Genomic DNA, 18,737 nt, shown 5'->3' with positions numbered 1-18,737 from the left:
GCCGCCCGCCGAGGGCGACAACTACAGATCTTGGCAGGAAATTACCGGGACCAAGGCCTTCTCTCCTGACGTCTTCAGCCTCAAGAGCCGATAACGCAACAGGCCCACAAGGGGAGAAGGAAGAAAGCCCGTTCCTACTCCGACATCGGCTTGTCGGAGATGTCCCAGTCCTTGCCGCTGAAGGTGGAGATGAAGAGCGTCTTCATCGGCGTGTAGTCCTCCGGCGTGTAGCTGTAGGTGACGCCGTCGAGGAAATAGGGCGAGTGAAAGCCTGCAAGCGTGGACGCCTGCTTCAGCACGTTGGCGCGGGTGAGATCGTCGCCGCAGCGGCGCAGGATCTCGCCCATGGTGACGGCCTGGCCGTAACCGGCAAAGGCGATGGTGTTGTCCTGATCGATCGCCGGCGTGTACTTCTTGCGCAATTCCTCGAACGCCATCACGTCCGGATCCTTCTCCCATTTGGGGAGGCCGACTTCCTTGTTGTAGCGGATGGCGACGATGCCGGCGGCGTTTTCGAGGCCTGCGGCGTTGAGGATCGAGCGGCCGGTCGAGCCGGCCGACAACAGCTGCAACGGCTTCCAGCCGAGCTCGGCGACCTTGCGGATCGACTGCGACGAGGCCTTGCCGGTCGAGATGTTGTAGAAGACGTCGGCGCCCGACTTCGAGAGATTGATGAGCTGGGAATCGACGGTCGGATCGGTCAGATCGTAGGTCTGCTCCATGATCACCTGCGCGGTGCCGCCGGCATCCGCCAGCACCTTCTTGAACGGACCGAGGAAGTCGCGGCCGAAATCGTCGTTCTGGTAGAGGATGCCGACCTTGGCGTTCGGCTTCACGCTGATGACGTGCCGCGCCAGGATGCGCGCCTCGGTCGGATAGAGCGGCAGGCCCGCCATCGTCCATTTGAATTCTTTCGGATTGTTCCACTTCGACGCGCCGGTGTTGAGCAGCAGCTGCGGCACGCCTTTCGAATTCAGGTATTTGTGCACAGAGGTCTGCGGCGCGGTGCCGAGCGAACCATAAAGCGCAAGCACCTCTTCCTGCTCGACCAGGCGCCGCGTCGCCTCGACGCATTTCGGCGCGCTGTAGGCGTCGTCCATGGTGAGGAACTTGACCTTGCGGCCGTTGATGCCGCCCTTCTCGTTCAGCATCTGGAAATAGGCTTCGCCGATACGACCGAGCACGCCGTACAGCGAGCCCGGACCGGAATGCGGCACGGTCTGGCCGATCTTGATCTCGGTGTCGCTGGCGCCCGCATCGTATTTCTTCTCCGCGGCCCAGACATATGGCGCAGGCAAGGTGGATGCAGCGACGGTGGCGAGCGCGCCGGCGCTGAAATCGCGCCGCGTTGGATTCTTCGTCATTGTTTGTTTCTCCCTAGCGGCCGCATTGTGCTGGCATCGCAGCGCGGGTCGCAAGTGGGAAGTCGCAGCTCAGCGACGCAATGACGCGAGAATCGCAGGGTGTTTAGCGCCTAAACTCAAGTTTTCTCGGCGACGACGACGAGGCCGCGCACCGGCTCGTTGTTCTCGATGCGTGGCGATGCCGGCTCCAATGTCAGCAGCTTGAGCCCGGCCTTCGCCATCGCGCCACGCACATATTCCGCCGAATGGGCATAACGCAAGCCTTCGCCGAGAACGATGCCGGCGCCGTCATGCGTCTCCAGCGTGAAAGCGAGCACGCCGCCGGATACGAGCACGCGCTTGGCTTCGGTGAGCACCGGTGCGAGATCGGAGAGATAGACGAACGCATCCGCGGCGACGACGAGGTTCGCGCTCGCATCGCCCTTGGTGCGCAGGCCTTCGATCATGTCGGCGACCTCGAGCTCGGCATAGAGCTCGGTGGCGCGCGCCTCCTTGATCATGCCGGCCGACAGATCGATGCCGATGAAATGATCGACCTGCTTGGCGAAGGCGGCGGCCGCAAGCCCGGTGCCGCAGCCGAGATCGATGGTGCGCTTGAACAAGGCCGGCTTCTTCGCGGCGACGCGCGCGGCCACCACCGCCTTGAAGATCAGCGACGGTGCGCGATAGTCGAGATCGTTGATCAGCGTGTGCTCGAAGCGCGGCGCATATTGATCGAAGAGGGCCTGCACATAGGCCTTGGGCATCTCCGCCATCTGCGCGTCGCCGAGCCGCATCAGATGCAGGCCGGCACCGTGCTGGTCCTCGGGGTCGCAGTCACATGCTTTGCGGAACGCCGCGATCGCCTTGTCGCGCTCGCCGAGCTGCTGGCGGATCTCGCCGAGCGTGAACCAGGCCGAGGTGAAGTCAGGCGCGAGCTCGATCGCCTGCTCGATGAGGTCGGCGGCGGCGGGCAGATCGCCCTTGAGCTGGAGGTCGCGCGCGAACTCGAAACGGCGGTCGGCCATGAGATCGCCGGAGGAGTGGAACAGGCGCAGGGGCATAGGAACTCGGCTCGTCATTGCCGGGCTCGACCCGGCAATCCATCAAAAAGGGAACTAATTAAGAGGATGGAGGCGCGGGTCCCGCCTCCGCCAATTGGCTTCGGCGGGCTTTTACACCGCCGGGCCGGCGAAGCCTAGCGGAGACGGCAAGCCCGGGCATGACGGGTTCATTTGGGGTGGCCGCTCCCTATATGACGCCCATGCGTCCGCAAGACATCCTGCTGCCAACTGCTGACGGCCTGTGCTGCAAGCCCGGCAACTTCCACATCGACCCTGTCCGCCCGGTCGAGCGGGCCGTGATCACCCACGGCCATTCCGACCATGCCCGCGCCGGCCATGGCGCGGTGCTGGCCACGCAGGAAACGCTGGACATGATGCGGCTGCGCTATGGCGAGAACTTTGCCGGCTCGACGCAGGCTATCCGCTATGGCGAGGAGATCCGGCTCGGCGACGTCCGTGTGACGTTTCATCCGGCCGGTCATGTGCTGGGCTCGGCGCAGATCGCGGTGACCTGCAAGGACACCTGCATCGTCGCCTCCGGCGACTACAAGGATGCGCCCGACCCGACCTGCACGCCGTTCGAGCTCGTGCCCTGTGACGTCTTCATCACTGAAGCCACCTTTGGCCTGCCGGTGTTTCGCCATGGCGATGCCGCCGACGAGGTGAGGAAGCTGCTGGCCTCCGTTGCATTGTTTCCCGAGCGCGCGCATCTGGTCGGCGCCTATTCGCTCGGCAAGGCGCAGCGCGTGATCGCGCTGTTGCGGCAGGCCGGCTATGAAGCACCGATCTACCTGCATGGCGCGATGGAGAAGATCACCGAGTACTATCAGAGCCGCGGGATCAATCTCGGCGAGCTCAAGCCGGTGATGGGCGTAAAGAAGGCGGTGCTCGCCGGCACCATCACGCTGGCGCCGCCGTCGGCCACCTCGGACCTCTGGACGCGGCGCTTTCCCGACCCCGTCACCGCCTTTGCCTCGGGGTGGATGCGGGTGCGCGCCCGCGCACGGCAGCGCGGCATCGAGCTGCCGCTGGTGATCTCCGACCACGCCGATTGGGACGGCCTCACCGCGACCATCGCCGCGACCGGCGCCGGCGAGATCTGGGTGACGCACGGTCAGGAAGACGCGCTGGTGCATTGGTGCAAGTCGCAAGGTCTTCGCGCGCAGCCGCTCGATCTCGTCGGCTATGGCGACGAGGAGGAGAGCGAGACCCCGCTTCAAGATGAGGCCGAAGCATGAACCGCTTCGCCGAACTGCTGGACCGCCTCGCCTACGAGCCCGGCCGCAACAACAAGCTGCGGCTGCTCACCGGCTATTTCCGCGAGGTCGGCGATCCCGACCGCGGCTACGCGCTGGCCGCGCTGACCGGTGCGCTCAGCTTCAAGCATGCCAAGCCCGCGCTGATCCGCGATTTGATCGCGGCGCGCACGGATGAGGTGCTGTTCGGGTTGAGTTACGATTACGTTGGCGATCTCTCGGAGACGGTGGCGCTGATGTGGCCTCGGCGGGTGCCTCGTAATAGCGAGTCTTTTTCGGGCCACCCCTCTCCCCCGCCCTCCCCCGCAAGGGGGGAGGGTGCGCAGCGGAGCGCGCGGCCAACAGTGAGCATCACGACTGACAGTGATCCAGCGAGTGATGGACGTACCACTCTCACCGTTCCCTCCCCCCTTGCGGGGGAGGGGCGGGGAGAGGGGTACCGCGGGCGAGATGCCAGCGATGCGCTTCACCCAAGCAACCACAACAACCCACCACCCCCAACCCTCACGGACGTCGTCACCACGCTCCGCACGCTCGGCAAGACCGAGCTGCCAAAGCAGCTCGAACGCTGGCTCGACGAGCTCGACGAGACCGGCCGCTGGGCGCTCTTGAAGCTCGTCACCGGCGCGCTGCGCATCGGCATATCCGCGCGGCTGGCGAAGACCGCGGCTGCCGCGCTCGGCGACAAGGACCCGCATGAGGTCGAGCTGATCTGGCCGGGGCTCAGCCCTCCCTATCTCGACCTGTTCGCCTGGCTGGAGGGCCGCGGCGAAAAGCCGGTCAATCGCGATCCCGCGCCGTTCCGCCCGGTGATGCTCGCGCACGCGATCGAGGACGCGGATTTCGCCGCGCTCGATCCCGCCGATTACGTCGCCGAATGGAAATGGGACGGCATCCGCGTGCAGGCGGTGGCGGGCCGCGATGAGCGCGGGCAGATCACGGCGCGGCTCTATTCGCGCACCGGTGAGGACATCACGGGGAGCTTTCCGGACCTCGTGCCGTCGCTGCGGCTGGCAGGCGCAATCGACGGCGAGCTTCTGATCCTGCGCGAGGGCCGCGTGCAGAGTTTCAACGTTCTGCAACAGCGCCTCAACCGCAAGGTCGTCTCGCCGAAGCTGATCAAGGAATTTCCGATCCATTTGCGCGCCTACGATCTGCTCGGCGACGACGCGAACGATCTGCGCGAGCTGCCCTTCGCGGAGCGGCGCGAACGGCTGGAGACATTCATCGGCAAGCTCGACGACCCCCGCATCGACCTGTCGCCCACCGTGCCCTTCGCAAGCTGGCAGGCGCTGACCGCGGCGCGCGCCGATCCCGCGAGTGCCGGCGCGGGCGCAGATGCCGATGCCGTCGAAGGCGTCATGCTGAAGCGGCGCGATGCGCCTTACCTGCCGGGGCGGCCAAAGGGCCCGTGGTGGAAGTGGAAGCGCGATCCACACATCATCGACGCCGTGCTGATGTATGCCCAGCGCGGCCACGGCAAGCGCTCGTCCTATTACTCCGACTACACCTTCGGCGTCTGGACCGCAGGCGAAGCCGGCGACGAGCTGGTGCCGGTCGGAAAGGCCTATTTCGGCTTCACCGACGAGGAGCTCTTGCAGATCGACCGCTTCGTCCGCCGCAACACCACCGAAAAATTTGGCCCCGTGCGCCACGTCGTGCACGAGGGCGACAAGGGGCTGGTGCTGGAGGTGGCGTTCGAGGGGCTGCAGCGTTCGCCGCGGCACAAATCCGGCGTCGCCATGCGCTTTCCCCGCATCAGCCGCTTACGCTGGGACAAGCCGCCGCGGGAAGCCGACCGGTTGGAAACGCTGGAAAAGATGTTGAAGGCTGACGAATCCCTACCAACAATTAAGGTTGCGGCGTCCGCCGACAGCCATTGACGAGGGAATGCGGGTTCCCCATGTGCCCCGCCGTGACCTATAATGGGGTCGAATCCCCGCGAGGAGTTTTGAGATGGTCCAAGACGTCAGAGATTTGCCGGCCGGCCGCAGCGATGGGCTGAACCGCTTTCTCGGCGGCTCGCCGCTGGCGGTCGCGTTTCGCCTGGTCCTGCTCTCGATCCTGGTCGGCGTCGTGCTCGCCGCGATCGGCTTCGATCCCTGGAACATCATCTACAGCATTCGCCTCTTGTTCCAGCGGCTCTGGGATCTCGGGTTCGACGCGGTGAACTGGCTGTGGCGTTATTTCCTGCTCGGCGCGGTCATCGTGATCCCGATCTGGCTGCTCTCGCGCGTGTTCGGCGCGCCGCGCAACAGGTAGCGATTTGGGAGCCCGCAGCCGATGCAATTGCGCTTTGTCGGCTGCGGCGACGCCTTCGGCTCAGGCGGCAGGCTCAACACCTGCTTCCACGTCTCGGGGCGCGAAGCCAATTTCCTGATCGATTGCGGCGCGTCGGCGCTGCCGGCGCTGAAGCGACTCGAGATCGACCGCAACGAGATCGACCTGATCCTGATCACGCATTTCCACGGCGACCATTTTGCCGGGCTGCCGTTTGTCCTGCTCGATGCGCAATTCTCGCTGCGGACCCGGCCGCTGACAATCGCGGGCCCGCAAGGCCTCGAGATGCGGCTCAGCCAAGTCATGGAGGCGCTGTTCGAGCATTCCTCGAAGACCAAGCGGCGCTTCGAGCTGAACCTCATCGAACTCGCGCCCGGGCGAAGCCAAACCTTCGGCGCGGTGAATGTGACGCCCTACCCGGTGGTGCACGGCGAATCCGGCGGGCCCTTCCTCGCCTACCGCGTCGAGGTCGAAGGCCGCACGCTCGCCTACAGCGCCGACACCGAATGGACGGAGACGCTCATTCCGCTGGCGCATGGCGCGGACCTTTTCATTGCGGAAGCCTATATGTACGAGAAGGTGGTCAAGAACCATCTCAGCCTGAAGACCTTGGAACAGCATCTGCCAGCAATCGGCGCGAAACGCCTGGTCCTCACCCATATGAGCGACGACATGCTGTCGCGCCTGGACGACGTCCCGCATCTCGCCGCCGAAGACGGCATGGTGCTCGTGTTCTGACATGCACGCGCCCATTCACTTAGGGATAGGCTCCCGCCAGGTCTTCGCCATCGCAGGTCCCGCGATGGTCGCGAACCTCACCACGCCGCTGATCGGCGTGGTCTCGACCACCGCGATCGGGCGGCTCGACGATGCCGCACTGCTTGGCGGCGTCGCGATGGCCTCCGTGATCTTCGACTGCCTGTTCTGGCTGTTCGGCTTCCTGCGCATGAGCACGCTCGCCTTCACGGCACAGGCGCTGGGCGCGAGCGAGACGCGCGAGCAGACCGTGATCCTGGTGCGCGGCTTCATCGTCGCGGGCCTGATCGGCGCCGCGCTGATCGCGCTGCAACTGCCGCTGGCCACCGCGCTGTTCGACCTGATGGGCGGCAGCGAAGGCGTCACGCGCGCGGCAAAGACCTATTTCATGATCCGGATCTGGTCGTCGCCGTTCGCTTTCGCCAACTACGTCATTCTCGGCTGGCTGGTGGGGCAGGCGCGCGCCAATCCGGCGCTGCTGCTGCAGGTCGTCATCAACCTCATCAACATGGCGGCGACGATCTTGCTGGTGCTGGTCTACGACACCGGCATTGCGGGCGCGGCGATCGCGGCACTGCTCTCGGAGACGATTGGCTTCGTGCTCGGCGTGATCGTCTGCCGGCGCTATGCGGATGGCGGCTTTGCGGTGCCCCTTGCCACGCTGTTGGACCGGGCAAAACTGATGCGGCTGCTGGCGGTGAACTCCGACATCATGATCCGCACCGCGGCGCTGATCGCCGTGTTCCTGTTCTTCACCGCCAAGGGCGCACGCGCCGGTGACGTCACGCTGGCGGCGAATTCCGTGCTGAACAATTTCCTGCTGGTCAGCGCGTTCTTCCTCGACGGTCTTGCGAACGCAGCCCAGCAGCTCTGCGGGCGCACTTTTGGCGCACGCGATGCCAGGGGCTTTGCTGACTCGACGCGGCTGGTGCTGCTGTGGGGCCTCGGCTTCGCACTGGTCGTCGCGGTGCTGTTCGCGCTGTTCGGGCCCGCGCTGATCGCCTTCATGACCGCGAGCGAGGACGTCCGCCGCGCCGCGCGCGAATTCCTGCCGTTCATCGTGCTTGCGCCGATCCCCGGCGTGTTCGCCTTCGGCTTCGACGGCATCTATGTCGGCGCGACCTGGGCACGCGAGATGCGCAATTTGATGCTGCTATCGTTCACGATCTTTCTCGGCGCCTGGTGGGCGCTGCAATCGTTCGGCAATGCCGGGCTGTGGAGCGCGCTGATCGCATTCTACGTCGCCCGCGGCGGCTTGCAGGGCGCGCGCTATCCGGCGTTGTATCGGGCGACGTTTCCGAAGGCTACGCAGCGCGGGCTTACAGCCCCGGCCAGTCTTCCGCCGTCAGCGTCGCGGCATCCGCGCCGACGATCTCTGACAGCGAATCCCGCCCTGTCCGCAGCAGCGTCGAGGTGAGATCACGCTTGATCTCGTCGACCAGGCCGAGGCCCTTGTAGACCAGCGACGAATAGAGCTGGATCAGGCTCGCGCCGGCGCGGATCTTGGTCAGCGCGGCGCCGCCGGAATCGACGCCGCCGACGCCGATCAAGGGGAACGCGCCCTCGACGCGCACATAGGTCTCCGCGACCATGCGCGTCGACAGGCGGAACAGCGGCCGGCCGGACAGGCCACCCTGCTCCTTGGCGCGCATCTCCTCGCGCAGCGTGCTCGGCCGCGCGATCGTCGTGTTCGACACGATCATGCCGTCGACCCGGCGCGAGCGCGCCACCTGCACGACATCGTCGAGCTGGGCGAGGCTGAGGTCCGGCGCGATCTTGAGCAGCACCGGCGTGTCGCCGGCCTTCTGCCGTACCCGCTCCCGCGCGTCGATCACGCGTCCGAGGAGATCGTCGAGCAACGCGCCTTCCTGCAAATTGCGTAGGCCCGGCGTGTTCGGCGAGGAGACGTTGACGGTGAAATAGCTCGCGACCGGCGCAAAGGTCTCGATCAGCTTGACGTAATCGCCCACGCGATCCGGCGAATCCTTGTTCGCGCCGACATTGACCCCGATGATGCCGCCGTGCTGCGCACGCGCCGCGAGCCTGCGCAGCGCGACTTCAGCGCCGTCATTGTTGAAGCCCATGCGGTTGATCACGGCCTCGTCGCGCTCCAGACGAAACAGCCGCGGCCGCGGATTGCCGCTTTGCGACTTCGGCGTCACCGAACCGATCTCGACGAAGCCGAAGCCGAGCCGCAACAGCGCATCCGGCACCTCGGCGCTCTTGTCGAAGCCCGCGGCCATGCCGATCGGATTGGGGAAGTTGAGCCCGAAGGCACGCACTGCGAGCTTGGGATCGTCAGGCCGCGGCTTGACCGGCGGCAGGAAGCGCAGGCCCTGGATCGCGAGGCGATGCGCATCCTCCGGATCGAGCCAGCGCAGCACCGGCAGCGAAAAGGCGTCGAAGGCGCGGATCACGGGATAAGCTCCGGAACGTCGTGGCCGCCATCGGAGCGCATGTTGAGGTTCATCACCGACAGCACCGCGCCGAGATCGAGCTCGCCATAGAGGTGCGGAAACAGCTCGTCATTGCGCGAGCGCTCCCAGCGCAATTCGCTGCCGAGCGCGTCGCCATCGACCTCGACCAGGAACAGCGCGCGCTGGCCGGAATAGTGCTTGCGCAAGGTCTCGGGAACCTGGGGCGCAGTCGAGAAATGGATGAAACCGTCGCGCGAATCGTCCGCGCTGCCCCGGTAGACACCCTGCCGTTCCGCCTCGCGCCAGGCCGAGGCCGGACAGATTTTGTAGATCTTGACCACCGCTCACGCAGCCCTGTTTGCTCTTTGAGTCTTTTGAGTTTTTTCGTCTCGTCCGGGTCCTCAAAACCCGGGCGCGACCGTAATGGCCGCCCCCTCCGAACTCAAGGCTTAGAGCCATTTCCGTTCCGATGAAATCGGAACGGAGCTTTAAATTCTTGTTTTGACGCGTTTTCCCGACACGAACCGGTATCCGCTTCGCTTGAAAATGCTTCCCCCGCCACCCCTTGCGCGAAAAACGGAAAACCGGTTGATTTGAGGACAGTTTTCCTGAGTTGCGACGGGCTGGACCTTCCATGGTCAGACAGGCCAAAGCGCAGAGGATACTGACTCACGACCAGATCTGGGGAGCGCTGGATCGGCTGGCGGAGCGTGCCGGCCTTTCGCCGTCCGGCCTCGCCAAGCGGGCCGGGCTCGATCCCACCACCTTCAACAAGTCCAAGCGCGTCACCCCCGACGGGCGCGAGCGCTGGCCATCCACCGAATCGATCGCGAAAGCGCTGGCGGCGGCCGGCTCATCGATGGACACCTTTGCCGGGTTGATCGGTGACGACGCCAGCGACGGCCGCTCGGTGCCGCTGCTCGGCCTCGCGCTAGCCGGCGCGAGCGGCGCTTTCGACGAATCCGGCTTTCCATCCGGCAAGGGCTGGACCGAGCTTGCGCTTCCCACCGCCGAGGATAGTCGCGCTTTTGCGCTGGAGATTTCCGGCAATGCGCTTGCCCCGGCCTATCGCGACGGCGACGTCATCCTGATCTCTCCTCGCGCGCCGATCCGCAGAGGCGATCGCGTGGTGGTGAAGACCAAGGCGGGCGAGGTGACGGTCGCGACGCTGAAGCGCCGCACGGCAAAGGCACTGGAATTGCAGCCGCTCGATGCATCGCAGGCCGAGCACACGATGGCGCCGAGCGACGTCGGCTGGATCGCACGAATCGTGTGGGCGAGCCAGTGATTGCGTCGTGACCGGACCATGACGCCGGCCGCGCCGCTTCTCGCCCCGGCGACCTTGCGACTCACCGCCCCTCTCGCATAGGTTGCGGCCGATTTTGCCGATCCAATTCATCGCAGGGGGATATGATGAATCGCCGTCACGCATTGAAGGCCCTGGCGGGTCTCGCGCTTTGTCCGCTGTGCAAGCCGGCCTTTGCCGCCGAAGGCACGCATTGGAGCTACGAGGGCGCCGGCGGCCCGGCCAAATGGGGCGATCTCGACGCGGCCAACAAGGCCTGCGCGGTCGGCCTGCAGCAATCGCCGATCGACATCGAGGGGACGATCAAGTCGCAACTACCTGTTCTGAAGCTGAACTGGGGCAAGAGCGCCGACACCATCGTCAACAACGGACACACGATCCAGCTCAACTTCGCCGAAGGCAGCACGCTCACGCTCGGCGACGTCAAATACAAGCTGCTCCAGGTGCACTTCCACCGGCCGAGCGAACACATGATCGGCGGCAAGAACTTTCCGATGGAAGCGCACTTCGTGCATCGCAACGATGCCGGCGGGCTCGCCGTGGTCGGCGTGCTGATGGCGGAAGGCAAGCCGAACACGGCCTTCGGCAAGATCGTCAAGACCATGCCCGCGGCGGAAGGCCCCGCGGTGAAAGCCGACGCAGCCATCGATCCCCACGCCATGCTGCCGCACAGGCTGAGCTACTTCCGCTACTCCGGCTCGCTGACGACTCCGCCCTGTTCGGAGGTGGTCGAATGGTTGCTGCTGACCGACCCGATCCAGGTCTCGGCCACCGACGTCGCCGCGTTCGCAAAGCTCTATCCGATGAACGCGCGCCCGGTGCAGAAGGACAACCGGCGCTTCGTGCTGCGCTCGATCTGAGGCGCGCTTCAAATCCGTAGCCCGGATGAGCGTAGCGACATCCGGGCTACGTACGGCATCTACTACGCGCTTCGCGCCAGCGCGCCGTCGATCATGTTGACCGCGTTCTGCACGCCGTAGACCGCAACGAAGGAGCCGAAGCGCGGGCCCTTCTCCTGGCCGAGCAGCACCTGGTAGAGCATGTTGAACCAGTCGAGCGTCACGCCCGGACGGCCGTCCTTGCCCTTCTTGACCTGGTCGAGGAACGGCTCGCGGCGGCCGATCTCGTAGACGACGTTCTGGATGTCCTCGGCCGAGGATTCCTGCGGAAGCTGCGACAGCGCATCGCGCAGATCCTGCAACGCGGCGCGCTCAACCTCGGTCGGCTCGCGGAACTGCTTCGTCGGCGCCACGAAGTCACGATAATAGTTGATGGCATAGCCGACCATCGCATCGAGCTTCGGATGCGTCTGCGGGCTCACGCCGGGACGATAGCGGCCGATGAAGCCCCACAGCGTCTCGGCATTCTCCGCGTTCGACGATGACACCAGCGTCAAGAGGAGCTGGAACGTGACGGGCATGTCGCCCTTCGGCGGATGGCCGTTGTGGATGTGCCAGACCGGATTGCCAAGCTGCTGCTTGCCATCCTGCTTCGCAAAGCCGTCGCTGAACTGCTGGTAGTCGTCGACATTGCGCGGGATGACATCGAAGTACAGCCGCTTGGCCGCCTTCGGCTCGCGATACATGAACAGCGACAGCGATTCCGGCGAGGCGTAGCGCAGCCATTCGTCGATGGTGAGGCCGTTGCCCTTCGACTTCGAGATCTTCTGGCCCTTCTCGTCGAGGAAAAGCTCGTAGTTGAAACCTTCGGGCGGCGTGGCGCCGAGCGCCCTGGCGATCGCGCCTGACAGCTTCACGGAGTCGATGAGATCCTTGCCGGCCATCTCGTAGTCGACGCCGAGCGCGACCCAGCGCATCGCCCAGTCGGCCTTCCACTGGCACTTGACGTTGCCGCCCGTCACCGGCGTCTCGACTTCCTGGTTGGTATCGGGATCGACATAGGTCACCGTGCCGGCCGCGACATCGCGGCGGATCATCGGGACCTGGAGCACGACACCGGTGGTCTTGCTGATCGGCAGGAACGGCGAATAGGTCGCGCGGCGATCAGGCCCGAGCGTCGGCAGGATGATCGCCATCACCTTGTCGTAGGCAGCTAACATCTTCAGCAACGTCGCGTCGAAACGGCCGGACGTATAGTAGTCGGTCGAGCTCGCGAACTCGTAGTCGAAGCCGAAATGATCGAGGAACGCGCGCAGCCGCGCGTTGTTGTGGTGCCCGAACGACGGGTACTCGTTGGAGAACGGATCCGGCACCCGCGTCAGCGGCTTGCCGAGATGCGCGGCAAGCATCTCCTTGTTGGGGACGTTGTCGGGCACTTTCCGAAACCCGTCCATGTCGTCGGAGAACGCCAGCAGGCGCGTCTTGATCTTGTCTTCGGTGAGCACGCGGAAAGCATGCCGCACCATCGAGGTGCGCGCGACCTCACCGAACGTGCCGATATGCGGCAGGCCCGAGGGCCCATAGCCGGTCTCGAACAGCACCTCGTCCTTCGGGCTTTTCTTCAGCCGCGCAACAATGGCCTTCGCCTGCTCGAACGGCCAGGCGTTGGATTGTTCGGCGAGCGCACGCAGATCGCTCGGGTTCGCAGCAAGATCGATGACAGACATTCAGGGGCCTCCGGGCCGCGGAAAATAGCGATTTCCGGGCAGAATGCAATTTTGTGGAGTGAAGGAGCCGCCTCCGCCGTCATTGCGAGCGTAGCGAAGCAATCCAGAATCTTTCCGCAGAGACACTCTGGATTGCTTCGTCGCTACGCTCCTCGCAATGACGACGGAGGCGGCAGCAATAGGACTAAAACGGGCTCACCGAAAAATACCGCAGCCACAGATCGGTGTAGCGGCCCTTCTCCCAGACGCGGAACAGGGCCCAGTTCAGGGCCTGGCGCAGCACGTCGTTGCCCTTGCGGACGGCGATGCCAATGCCCTCGCCGAAGAAGCGGCTCTCGACGAAGGGGCCGCCGGAGAAGGCGCAGCAATCGCCGGAATCCGTGCCGTTGATCCAGAACGCGAGCGAGATGGCGTCGCCGAAGATGAAATCGACCTCGCCCTTGCGCAAGGCTGCGCGCATCGCGTCGTCGTTGGGATAAGGGTGCAGCTCGGCGTCGGTGAACATCGCCTTGAGATAGGCTTCATGCGCGGAGCCGCCGATCACGCCGACCTTCTTGCCCTCGAGATATTCCGGCCGGATCTCCGGCATCACCGCATCCTTGCGCGAGGCGAAGCGCGCCGGCACGCGGTAATAGGGATCGGTGAAATCGACGCGGACGCGGAGCTGCGGACTCACCGCCATCGAGGCAATGATGGCATCGCCCCGGTTGGAGGAGAGCGCGTCGACCAGGGTCTCGAAGCGGCGCATCTGCACCGTGCAGGTGACCTTGATCTCCTCGCACAGCGCGCGGGCGAGATCGACGTTGAAACCGGCCGGATTGCCGTCGGCGCCGGTGTAGTTGAACGGCGGATAGTCGGTCTCGGTCAGGAAGCGGATCACGGTCAGGCGCGACAGGTCGGGCCGCTCGGGCCGCCGCCGCGGGTCCCAGAAGCCGGGCACGGCCTGGGGAGCGGCTTGAGGGGCGACCTGCGGCGTGGCCTGGGGTGCCGCCGGGGGCTGCTTGGCGGGCGCCTGCGCCTTTGCGGAGGGCGGGCCTGCGAGGAGGCAAGCACCGACGACCAGCCCGGTCAGGACGCGGCGCACGGTTTTGGACGATTTTGCCTGTCGCGACGGGGCCATCGGCGGGAAATGAACGAATTTCGTTGGGATCGGAGGGCGTTATAGACCATCCCGCCGGGAACGCGAGCGCCGATTACGGCCGTGGTAGAGGTCTCTCGGTCGTCATGCCCGGGCTTGTCCCGCCTGCCGGGCCGAAGCCCCTCCGGCGAGGCGAAGGCCCGGGCATCCTCGTTCTTCGTCCCGCACACCAAGGCGTGGATGGCCGGGACAAGCCCGGCCATGACGGCTGGATTAAAGATACCGCTTCAAATCGGCCGCGGCCTCTTCCGGCGTCCGCTTCATGTTGAACGGCGATACGAACCGCCCGTCGCGGTCCATCAGGTAGATCAGCGCTGTGTGGTCCATGGTGTAGTCACCGTCCTTGGTCGGGACCTTCTTGGCGTAGACCCGGTAGGAGGTGATCACCTTGGCGGTCTCGGCGGGGTCGCCGCTGAGCCCTTCGAGGTGCGGGTCGAAGCTCGACAGATAGTCCTTCATCGTCGCCGGCGTATCGCGCTCGGGATCGACCGAGATGAAGACGGCGTTGACCTTGTCGGCATCCTTGCCCATCGCGCGCAGCACCTCCGAGATCTCGAACAACGAGGTCGGGCAGACGTCGGGGCAATGGGTGTAGCCGAAGAAGATCAGGGTCGGCTTGCCCTTCAGGTTCTTGTCGGTGACGGCCTTGCCGTGCTGGTCGGTGAGCTGGAACGGGCCGCCGATCGCGGCCGGCTGCGCCACCTTGCTGACCCCGCCCATCGCCCAGAACACGATCAGCAGTCCGACGACGAGGCTTGCAGCGAAGGCGGTCGCGATCACCAGCGGACGGGCGGCAGAGCTCATGAGCGGAAAACTTCCTGTCGCAGGTCAGAAGCAGGCGGCAAAGCCGGTCCTGATCATTTCGAAGAACACCTGGCTGCCGTAGTGGAACCAGAGCGCCAGCGCGCCGAGCACGACCAGACCGCCGATCCCCGCGCCAGCCAACAGCAGCACGAACGGCAGCCGGCCGGCAGTGGGCGAATTGTCCTGTAGCGGTTGGGCCGGGTGCAGTGGTTGAGCCATGACAACGATCGGGGCGAAGGCCCCGGTTCCCTTGCCATTCAAATAGGCGTTGGCCCGGGCCCGGGCAAGCGCCGCGGGTGTTCCAAGGAATACTTCCCGGAATCAGATCACGCCGATGACGTCAGCGAAGCAGCTGGCCCCGAGCGGACTCCAGCTGTTCCGCTTGCGGGAGAGCCCGGCGCAGGGGGCGGTTGGTCGAGGCCTGCGCGTCGAGGTAGCAGGGCTTGTACATGGCCTGGAGTTGCTTGCCCCTCAGGAAGAGCATGTGCGGGGTGAGGCCACCGCGCTGGTTGATCCAGCGCCTCACCTGCGAGGGATACATCGCGTAGAGCATCTGGGTCGCCTCGGAATTGGTGACGGCACGGCCGTTGGTGCCGAAATCCCAAGCGGCGTGGAAGCCGAGCGTGGCATGTGACGTCACGCAGATGCGGTCGCGCGGAATGGCGCCGAGGACGATGGTGCAGGCCGAGGCACAGAGGCCGTCGATGATGACGGTGTCGCCTGACTGGCGCAGGTCCTGGTATTTGTCGACGTAGGTTCCGATCCGGCCACCGCGGTCATCCGCAATCCGAACCACTGCGTGAGAAGCCCCCATGCCCGCGATCAGGAGAACCGCCGCGAGCAACCCCGTCAGAAACTTCATTGTCCCCCGCCCCAGTCGAATTCGAATCTGCGTGTCAGGTGGTGATGCGTTGCTAGCGTCCGTCGTAACCGTGGTTTTGTCTAGGCACGCCGGCTGGCTCAAAACAAATTCAAATCCAGTGTTGCGCCCGCGCTGCACCAGGTCCGACTCGGTCCCAAACTGGAACAGTTAACGAGGTCTTACGCGCCAAGCCCTTGATCTCAGTTGCAACGGCTGGCTTCAATCCGGACAACTACAGGGGGGAACCTATGGCGGAAGAAACAGACGTCATCGTCGTCGGCGCGGGACTATCGGGACTGGTGGCCGCAACCGAGATTGCCGACGCCGGCAAGCGCGTGATCGTGGTCGACCAGGAAGGCGAGCAGTCGCTCGGCGGCCAGGCGTTCTGGTCGTTCGGCGGCCTGTTCCTGGTCAACTCTCCCGAGCAGCGCCGGCTCGGCATCAAGGACTCCTTCGATCTCGCAATGCAGGACTGGATCGGCACCGCCGGCTTTGACCGCGACGAGGATTTCTGGCCGCGCCAGTGGGCCGAGGCCTATGTGGCGTTTGCGGCGGGCGAGAAACGCGACTGGCTACGCGCGATGGGGCATCGCATCTTCCCGGTGGTCGGCTGGGCCGAGCGCGGCGGCTACGACGCGATGGGCCACGGCAATTCGGTGCCGCGCTTCCACGTCACCTGGGGAACCGGCCCCGGCATCGTCGAGCCGTTCGAGCGCCGCGCGCGCGAGGCCATGAAGAGCGGCCGGCTGACCTTCAGGTTCCGCCATCGCGTCGATGCGCTCTCCATCACCAACGGCACGGTGGATGGCATCAGCGGCGCCGTACTCGCCCCTGACAATGTCGAGCGTGGCAAGAGCTCGTCGCGCAACGTGGTCGGCGAGTTCGCGCTGAAAGCGCAGGCCGTGATCGTGGCGTCCGGCGGCATCGGCGGCAATCACGAGCTGGTGCGGCAGAACTGGCCGAAGCGGCTTGGCGAGCCGCCGAAGTTCATGATCTCCGGCGTGCCCGAGCATGTCGACGGCCGCATGATCGGCATCACCGAGAAATCGGGCGCGCGGCTGATCAACCGCGACCGCATGTGGCATTATGTCGAAGGCATCCAGAACTGGAATCCAATCTGGCCGCGCCACGGCATCCGCATCCTGCCCGGCCCGTCCTCGATGTGGTTCGACGCGACAGGCACGCGGCTGCCAGCGCCGTTGTTTCCCGGCTCCGACACGCTCGGCCAGCTCCAGTACATCATGTCCACGGGCTATGATTATTCCTGGTTCATCCTAACCCAGAGCATCATCAAGAAGGAATTTGCGCTGTCGGGCTCGGAGCAGAATCCTGACCTGACCGGCAAGAGCTGGCGGATGACCCTGCGCCGCGCCACCAACAAGGGCGCGCCGGCGCCGGTGGAGGCATTCAAAAGCCATGGTGTCGACTTCATCGTACGCGACAAGATCGAGGATCTCGTCGCGGCCATGAACAAGCTCGCCGGCAGCGACCTCCTCAAGCTCGAGCACGTCAGGATGCAGATCGAGGCGCGCGACCGCGAGATCGCCAATCCCTACGTCAAGGATGCGCAGGTGATGAACATCCACAATGCGCGGCGCTATATCGGCGACAGACTGATCCGCACCGCGTCTCCGCATCGCATCCTCGATCCCGCGCAGGGGCCGCTGATCGCGGTCAAGCTCAACATCCTCACCCGCAAGACGCTAGGCGGTTTCGAGACCGATCTCGACTCGCGCGTGTTCGGCAGCGAGGGCAGCGTCATTCCCGGCCTCTATGCGGTCGGCGAAGCCGCCGGCTTCGGCGGCGGCGGCGTGCACGGCTATCGCTCGCTGGAAGGCACCTTCCTCGGCGGCTGCCTATTCTCGGGCCGCAATGCCGGCCGCGCCGCGGCGAAGGCCGTGGGCTAGATCATGCGGAGGTGGATGCGGATCGGGGCGCTTCTTGCGACATTGGCCGCAGCCTCGGCCGCATCCGCCGATACGATCGACGTCAACGGCGTGAAGCGATCCTACACCGCGCAACTGCCGGCGAAGCGGCTAGTGCCGCTCGTGGTTGTGTTGCACGGCAAGACCCAGCGCGGCGCCGACATGGTCGCGCGAACGGCGTGGCCACAGGTCGCGAAGCGCGAAGGTTTTGCCGTGGTCTTTCCCGACGGGCTCAACCATGCCTGGGCCGATGCGAGGACGAAGGCGGGACCGGCGCTGCGTGGCCCGCCCGAGGGCACCGACGACGTCGCCTTCATCGCAAAGCTGGTCGAGACGCTGGTCACGAACGGCACCGCCGACCCGAAGCGTGTCTATGTCGCCGGTATCTCCAATGGCGGCGCCATGGCGATGACGCTGGTTTGCGCGCGCGCCGATCTGTTTGCGGCGGGCGCGAGCGTGATCATGAACCTCACGGATGAGGCCGCAGTCACCTGCCATCCATCGCGGCCGTTGCCGATGCTGCTCATCAACGGCACGGCCGATCCGCTGGTCCCCTACGAGGGCGGACGCGGATCGAGCTATTATGCCGCAGACGGGTTCTGGTCCACCGAAGAGACGCTGGCCTTCTGGCGCAAGCTCAATGGTTGCGAGACCGACGACGCCGAGGTGACCGATTTGCCCGAGAAGGCACCCGCGGATCAGTCTACGGTCACGCGGATCTCCTCACGCTGCCCCAAAGGGCACGACGTCGTGCTCTATCGCATCAACCATGGCGGCCACCGCATGCCCGGCTTCGCTCCGGATGCCCGCTTCCCGAAGGTTGCAACCAGCCTGCTCGGGCCGCAGAACCGCGACATCGACGGCGCCGAGACGATCTGGTCGTTTTTCAGTCAGTTTCCGTGAACGACGCATGCATCGGCTGGCAACGCATGCGTGCCGGGCAACGCATGCGTGCCTGGCAACGCATGCGTGCTTGGCAACGCATGCGTGCCGGGGGTGGCAGAGCAGGGGGCGCTGGGT

At 65.3% G+C, this 18,737-nt stretch carries 18 protein-coding genes; 9 read left to right on the top strand and 9 right to left on the bottom strand.

Annotated features, from left to right (window positions below; genetic code table 11):
• Positions 1 to 134 precede the first annotated feature (134 nt).
• Both OWC48_RS40975 and OWC48_RS40970 read right to left on the bottom strand, forming a co-directional pair.
• Positions 135 to 1,364 (bottom strand): ABC transporter substrate-binding protein, encoded by a 1,230-nt coding sequence (locus OWC48_RS40975; protein WP_282525091.1) that lies wholly within the window; start codon positions 1,362 to 1,364, stop codon positions 135 to 137.
• A 116-nt stretch (positions 1,365 to 1,480) separates the two neighbouring features.
• Entirely contained in the window at positions 1,481 to 2,407 is a 927-nt protein-coding gene (locus OWC48_RS40970) for a class I SAM-dependent methyltransferase (protein ID WP_282525090.1), read from the bottom strand.
• A 200-nt stretch (positions 2,408 to 2,607) separates the two neighbouring features.
• On the opposite strand from OWC48_RS40970, the gene OWC48_RS40965 reads away from it, so the two are divergent.
• The 5 genes from OWC48_RS40965 (at position 2,608) to OWC48_RS40945 (ending at position 8,116) form a co-directional block, all read left to right on the top strand.
• Positions 2,608 to 3,645 carry a ligase-associated DNA damage response exonuclease gene (locus OWC48_RS40965; RefSeq protein WP_282525097.1) on the top strand — a complete coding sequence of 346 codons (1,038 nt, stop codon included), beginning with the start codon at positions 2,608 to 2,610 and terminating at the stop codon, positions 3,643 to 3,645.
• Positions 3,642 to 5,546 carry a cisplatin damage response ATP-dependent DNA ligase gene (locus tag OWC48_RS40960; RefSeq protein ID WP_282525089.1) on the top strand — a complete coding sequence of 635 codons (1,905 nt, stop codon included), beginning with the start codon at positions 3,642 to 3,644 and terminating at the stop codon, positions 5,544 to 5,546. Before OWC48_RS40965 ends, OWC48_RS40960 begins: the two co-directional genes overlap by 4 nt.
• A 73-nt stretch (positions 5,547 to 5,619) precedes the next feature.
• On the top strand, positions 5,620 to 5,925 hold the full coding sequence (locus OWC48_RS40955; protein WP_014491345.1) for a DUF6460 domain-containing protein: 306 nt from the start codon (positions 5,620 to 5,622) through the stop codon (positions 5,923 to 5,925).
• Positions 5,926 to 5,946: 21 nt separating this feature from the next.
• Positions 5,947 to 6,681 carry an MBL fold metallo-hydrolase gene (locus OWC48_RS40950; protein WP_282525088.1) on the top strand — a complete coding sequence of 245 codons (735 nt, stop codon included), beginning with the start codon at positions 5,947 to 5,949 and terminating at the stop codon, positions 6,679 to 6,681.
• A 1-nt stretch (position 6,682) separates the two neighbouring features.
• Positions 6,683 to 8,116, top strand: a complete 1,434-nt coding sequence (locus OWC48_RS40945) for an MATE family efflux transporter (RefSeq protein ID WP_282525087.1) — start codon at positions 6,683 to 6,685, stop codon at positions 8,114 to 8,116.
• Here the strand turns inward: OWC48_RS40945 and OWC48_RS40940 are convergent.
• A complete protein-coding gene (locus tag OWC48_RS40940) occupies positions 8,019 to 9,116 on the bottom strand; it encodes a quinone-dependent dihydroorotate dehydrogenase (RefSeq protein WP_282525086.1) in 1,098 nt (365 codons plus the stop codon). The two genes, OWC48_RS40945 and OWC48_RS40940, sit on opposite strands and share 98 nt — an antisense overlap.
• Positions 9,113 to 9,457 carry a DUF952 domain-containing protein gene (locus OWC48_RS40935; RefSeq protein WP_282525085.1) on the bottom strand — a complete coding sequence of 115 codons (345 nt, stop codon included), beginning with the start codon at positions 9,455 to 9,457 and terminating at the stop codon, positions 9,113 to 9,115. Before OWC48_RS40935 ends, OWC48_RS40940 begins: the two co-directional genes overlap by 4 nt.
• 293 nt (positions 9,458 to 9,750) lie before the next feature.
• Between OWC48_RS40935 and OWC48_RS40930 the strand changes: the two genes are divergently transcribed.
• Entirely contained in the window at positions 9,751 to 10,404 is a 654-nt protein-coding gene (locus OWC48_RS40930) for a helix-turn-helix transcriptional regulator (protein ID WP_282525084.1), read from the top strand.
• A 125-nt stretch (positions 10,405 to 10,529) separates the two neighbouring features.
• Complete coding sequence (locus OWC48_RS40925; protein ID WP_063985922.1) at positions 10,530 to 11,282, top strand: carbonic anhydrase; 753 nt, start codon at positions 10,530 to 10,532, stop codon at positions 11,280 to 11,282.
• A gap of 62 nt (positions 11,283 to 11,344) precedes the next feature.
• Here the strand turns inward: OWC48_RS40925 and OWC48_RS40920 are convergent, their stop codons facing one another.
• The 5 genes from OWC48_RS40920 to OWC48_RS40900 form a co-directional block, all read right to left on the bottom strand.
• Positions 11,345 to 12,988, bottom strand: coding sequence for a lysine--tRNA ligase (locus tag OWC48_RS40920; protein WP_282525083.1), 1,644 nt, complete (start codon positions 12,986 to 12,988; stop codon positions 11,345 to 11,347).
• A 184-nt stretch (positions 12,989 to 13,172) separates the two neighbouring features.
• Positions 13,173 to 14,108 (bottom strand): transporter substrate-binding domain-containing protein, encoded by a 936-nt coding sequence (locus tag OWC48_RS40915; RefSeq protein WP_282525082.1) that lies wholly within the window; start codon positions 14,106 to 14,108, stop codon positions 13,173 to 13,175.
• A 231-nt stretch (positions 14,109 to 14,339) separates the two neighbouring features.
• Entirely contained in the window at positions 14,340 to 14,930 is a 591-nt protein-coding gene (locus OWC48_RS40910; RefSeq protein WP_212450248.1) for an SCO family protein, read from the bottom strand.
• A gap of 24 nt (positions 14,931 to 14,954) precedes the next feature.
• Complete coding sequence (locus OWC48_RS40905) at positions 14,955 to 15,149, bottom strand: hypothetical protein (protein WP_028160269.1); 195 nt, start codon at positions 15,147 to 15,149, stop codon at positions 14,955 to 14,957.
• 121 nt (positions 15,150 to 15,270) lie between these two features.
• A complete protein-coding gene (locus OWC48_RS40900) occupies positions 15,271 to 15,792 on the bottom strand; it encodes a hypothetical protein (protein ID WP_282525081.1) in 522 nt (173 codons plus the stop codon).
• A 248-nt stretch (positions 15,793 to 16,040) separates the two neighbouring features.
• On the opposite strand from OWC48_RS40900, the gene OWC48_RS40895 reads away from it, so the two are divergent.
• Both OWC48_RS40895 and OWC48_RS40890 read left to right on the top strand, forming a co-directional pair.
• Positions 16,041 to 17,699 carry an FAD-binding dehydrogenase gene (locus OWC48_RS40895; protein WP_282525080.1) on the top strand — a complete coding sequence of 553 codons (1,659 nt, stop codon included), beginning with the start codon at positions 16,041 to 16,043 and terminating at the stop codon, positions 17,697 to 17,699.
• A gap of 3 nt (positions 17,700 to 17,702) precedes the next feature.
• Positions 17,703 to 18,620, top strand: coding sequence for a PHB depolymerase family esterase (locus OWC48_RS40890; protein ID WP_282525079.1), 918 nt, complete (start codon positions 17,703 to 17,705; stop codon positions 18,618 to 18,620).
• Positions 18,621 to 18,737 lie beyond the last annotated feature (117 nt).

This window comes from Bradyrhizobium sp. Arg816, from assembly GCF_029989365.1.
Lineage (GTDB): Bacteria > Pseudomonadota > Alphaproteobacteria > Rhizobiales > Xanthobacteraceae > Bradyrhizobium.
This window is presented reverse-complemented; position numbering and strand designations above follow the sequence as displayed.

Excerpts from the sequence above, each read along its gene's own strand:
- OWC48_RS40895 (WP_282525080.1), top strand. The coding sequence starts at position 16,041 with ATGGCGGAAGAAACAGACGTCATCGTCGTCGGCGCGGGACTATCGGGA.
- OWC48_RS40915 (WP_282525082.1), bottom strand. The coding sequence starts at position 14,108 with ATGGCCCCGTCGCGACAGGCAAAATCGTCCAAAACCGTGCGCCGCGTC.
- OWC48_RS40965 (WP_282525097.1), top strand. The coding sequence starts at position 2,608 with ATGCGTCCGCAAGACATCCTGCTGCCAACTGCTGACGGCCTGTGCTGC.
- OWC48_RS40925 (WP_063985922.1), top strand. The coding sequence starts at position 10,530 with ATGAATCGCCGTCACGCATTGAAGGCCCTGGCGGGTCTCGCGCTTTGT.
- OWC48_RS40920 (WP_282525083.1), bottom strand. The coding sequence starts at position 12,988 with ATGTCTGTCATCGATCTTGCTGCGAACCCGAGCGATCTGCGTGCGCTC.
- OWC48_RS40905 (WP_028160269.1), bottom strand. The coding sequence starts at position 15,149 with ATGGCTCAACCACTGCACCCGGCCCAACCGCTACAGGACAATTCGCCC.
- OWC48_RS40945 (WP_282525087.1), top strand. The coding sequence starts at position 6,683 with ATGCACGCGCCCATTCACTTAGGGATAGGCTCCCGCCAGGTCTTCGCC.
- OWC48_RS40960 (WP_282525089.1), top strand. The coding sequence starts at position 3,642 with ATGAACCGCTTCGCCGAACTGCTGGACCGCCTCGCCTACGAGCCCGGC.
- OWC48_RS40890 (WP_282525079.1), top strand. The coding sequence starts at position 17,703 with ATGCGGAGGTGGATGCGGATCGGGGCGCTTCTTGCGACATTGGCCGCA.
- OWC48_RS40955 (WP_014491345.1), top strand. The coding sequence starts at position 5,620 with ATGGTCCAAGACGTCAGAGATTTGCCGGCCGGCCGCAGCGATGGGCTG.
- OWC48_RS40950 (WP_282525088.1), top strand. The coding sequence starts at position 5,947 with ATGCAATTGCGCTTTGTCGGCTGCGGCGACGCCTTCGGCTCAGGCGGC.
- OWC48_RS40975 (WP_282525091.1), bottom strand. The coding sequence starts at position 1,364 with ATGACGAAGAATCCAACGCGGCGCGATTTCAGCGCCGGCGCGCTCGCC.
- OWC48_RS40930 (WP_282525084.1), top strand. The coding sequence starts at position 9,751 with ATGGTCAGACAGGCCAAAGCGCAGAGGATACTGACTCACGACCAGATC.
- OWC48_RS40900 (WP_282525081.1), bottom strand. The coding sequence starts at position 15,792 with ATGAAGTTTCTGACGGGGTTGCTCGCGGCGGTTCTCCTGATCGCGGGC.
- OWC48_RS40970 (WP_282525090.1), bottom strand. The coding sequence starts at position 2,407 with ATGCCCCTGCGCCTGTTCCACTCCTCCGGCGATCTCATGGCCGACCGC.
- OWC48_RS40910 (WP_212450248.1), bottom strand. The coding sequence starts at position 14,930 with ATGAGCTCTGCCGCCCGTCCGCTGGTGATCGCGACCGCCTTCGCTGCA.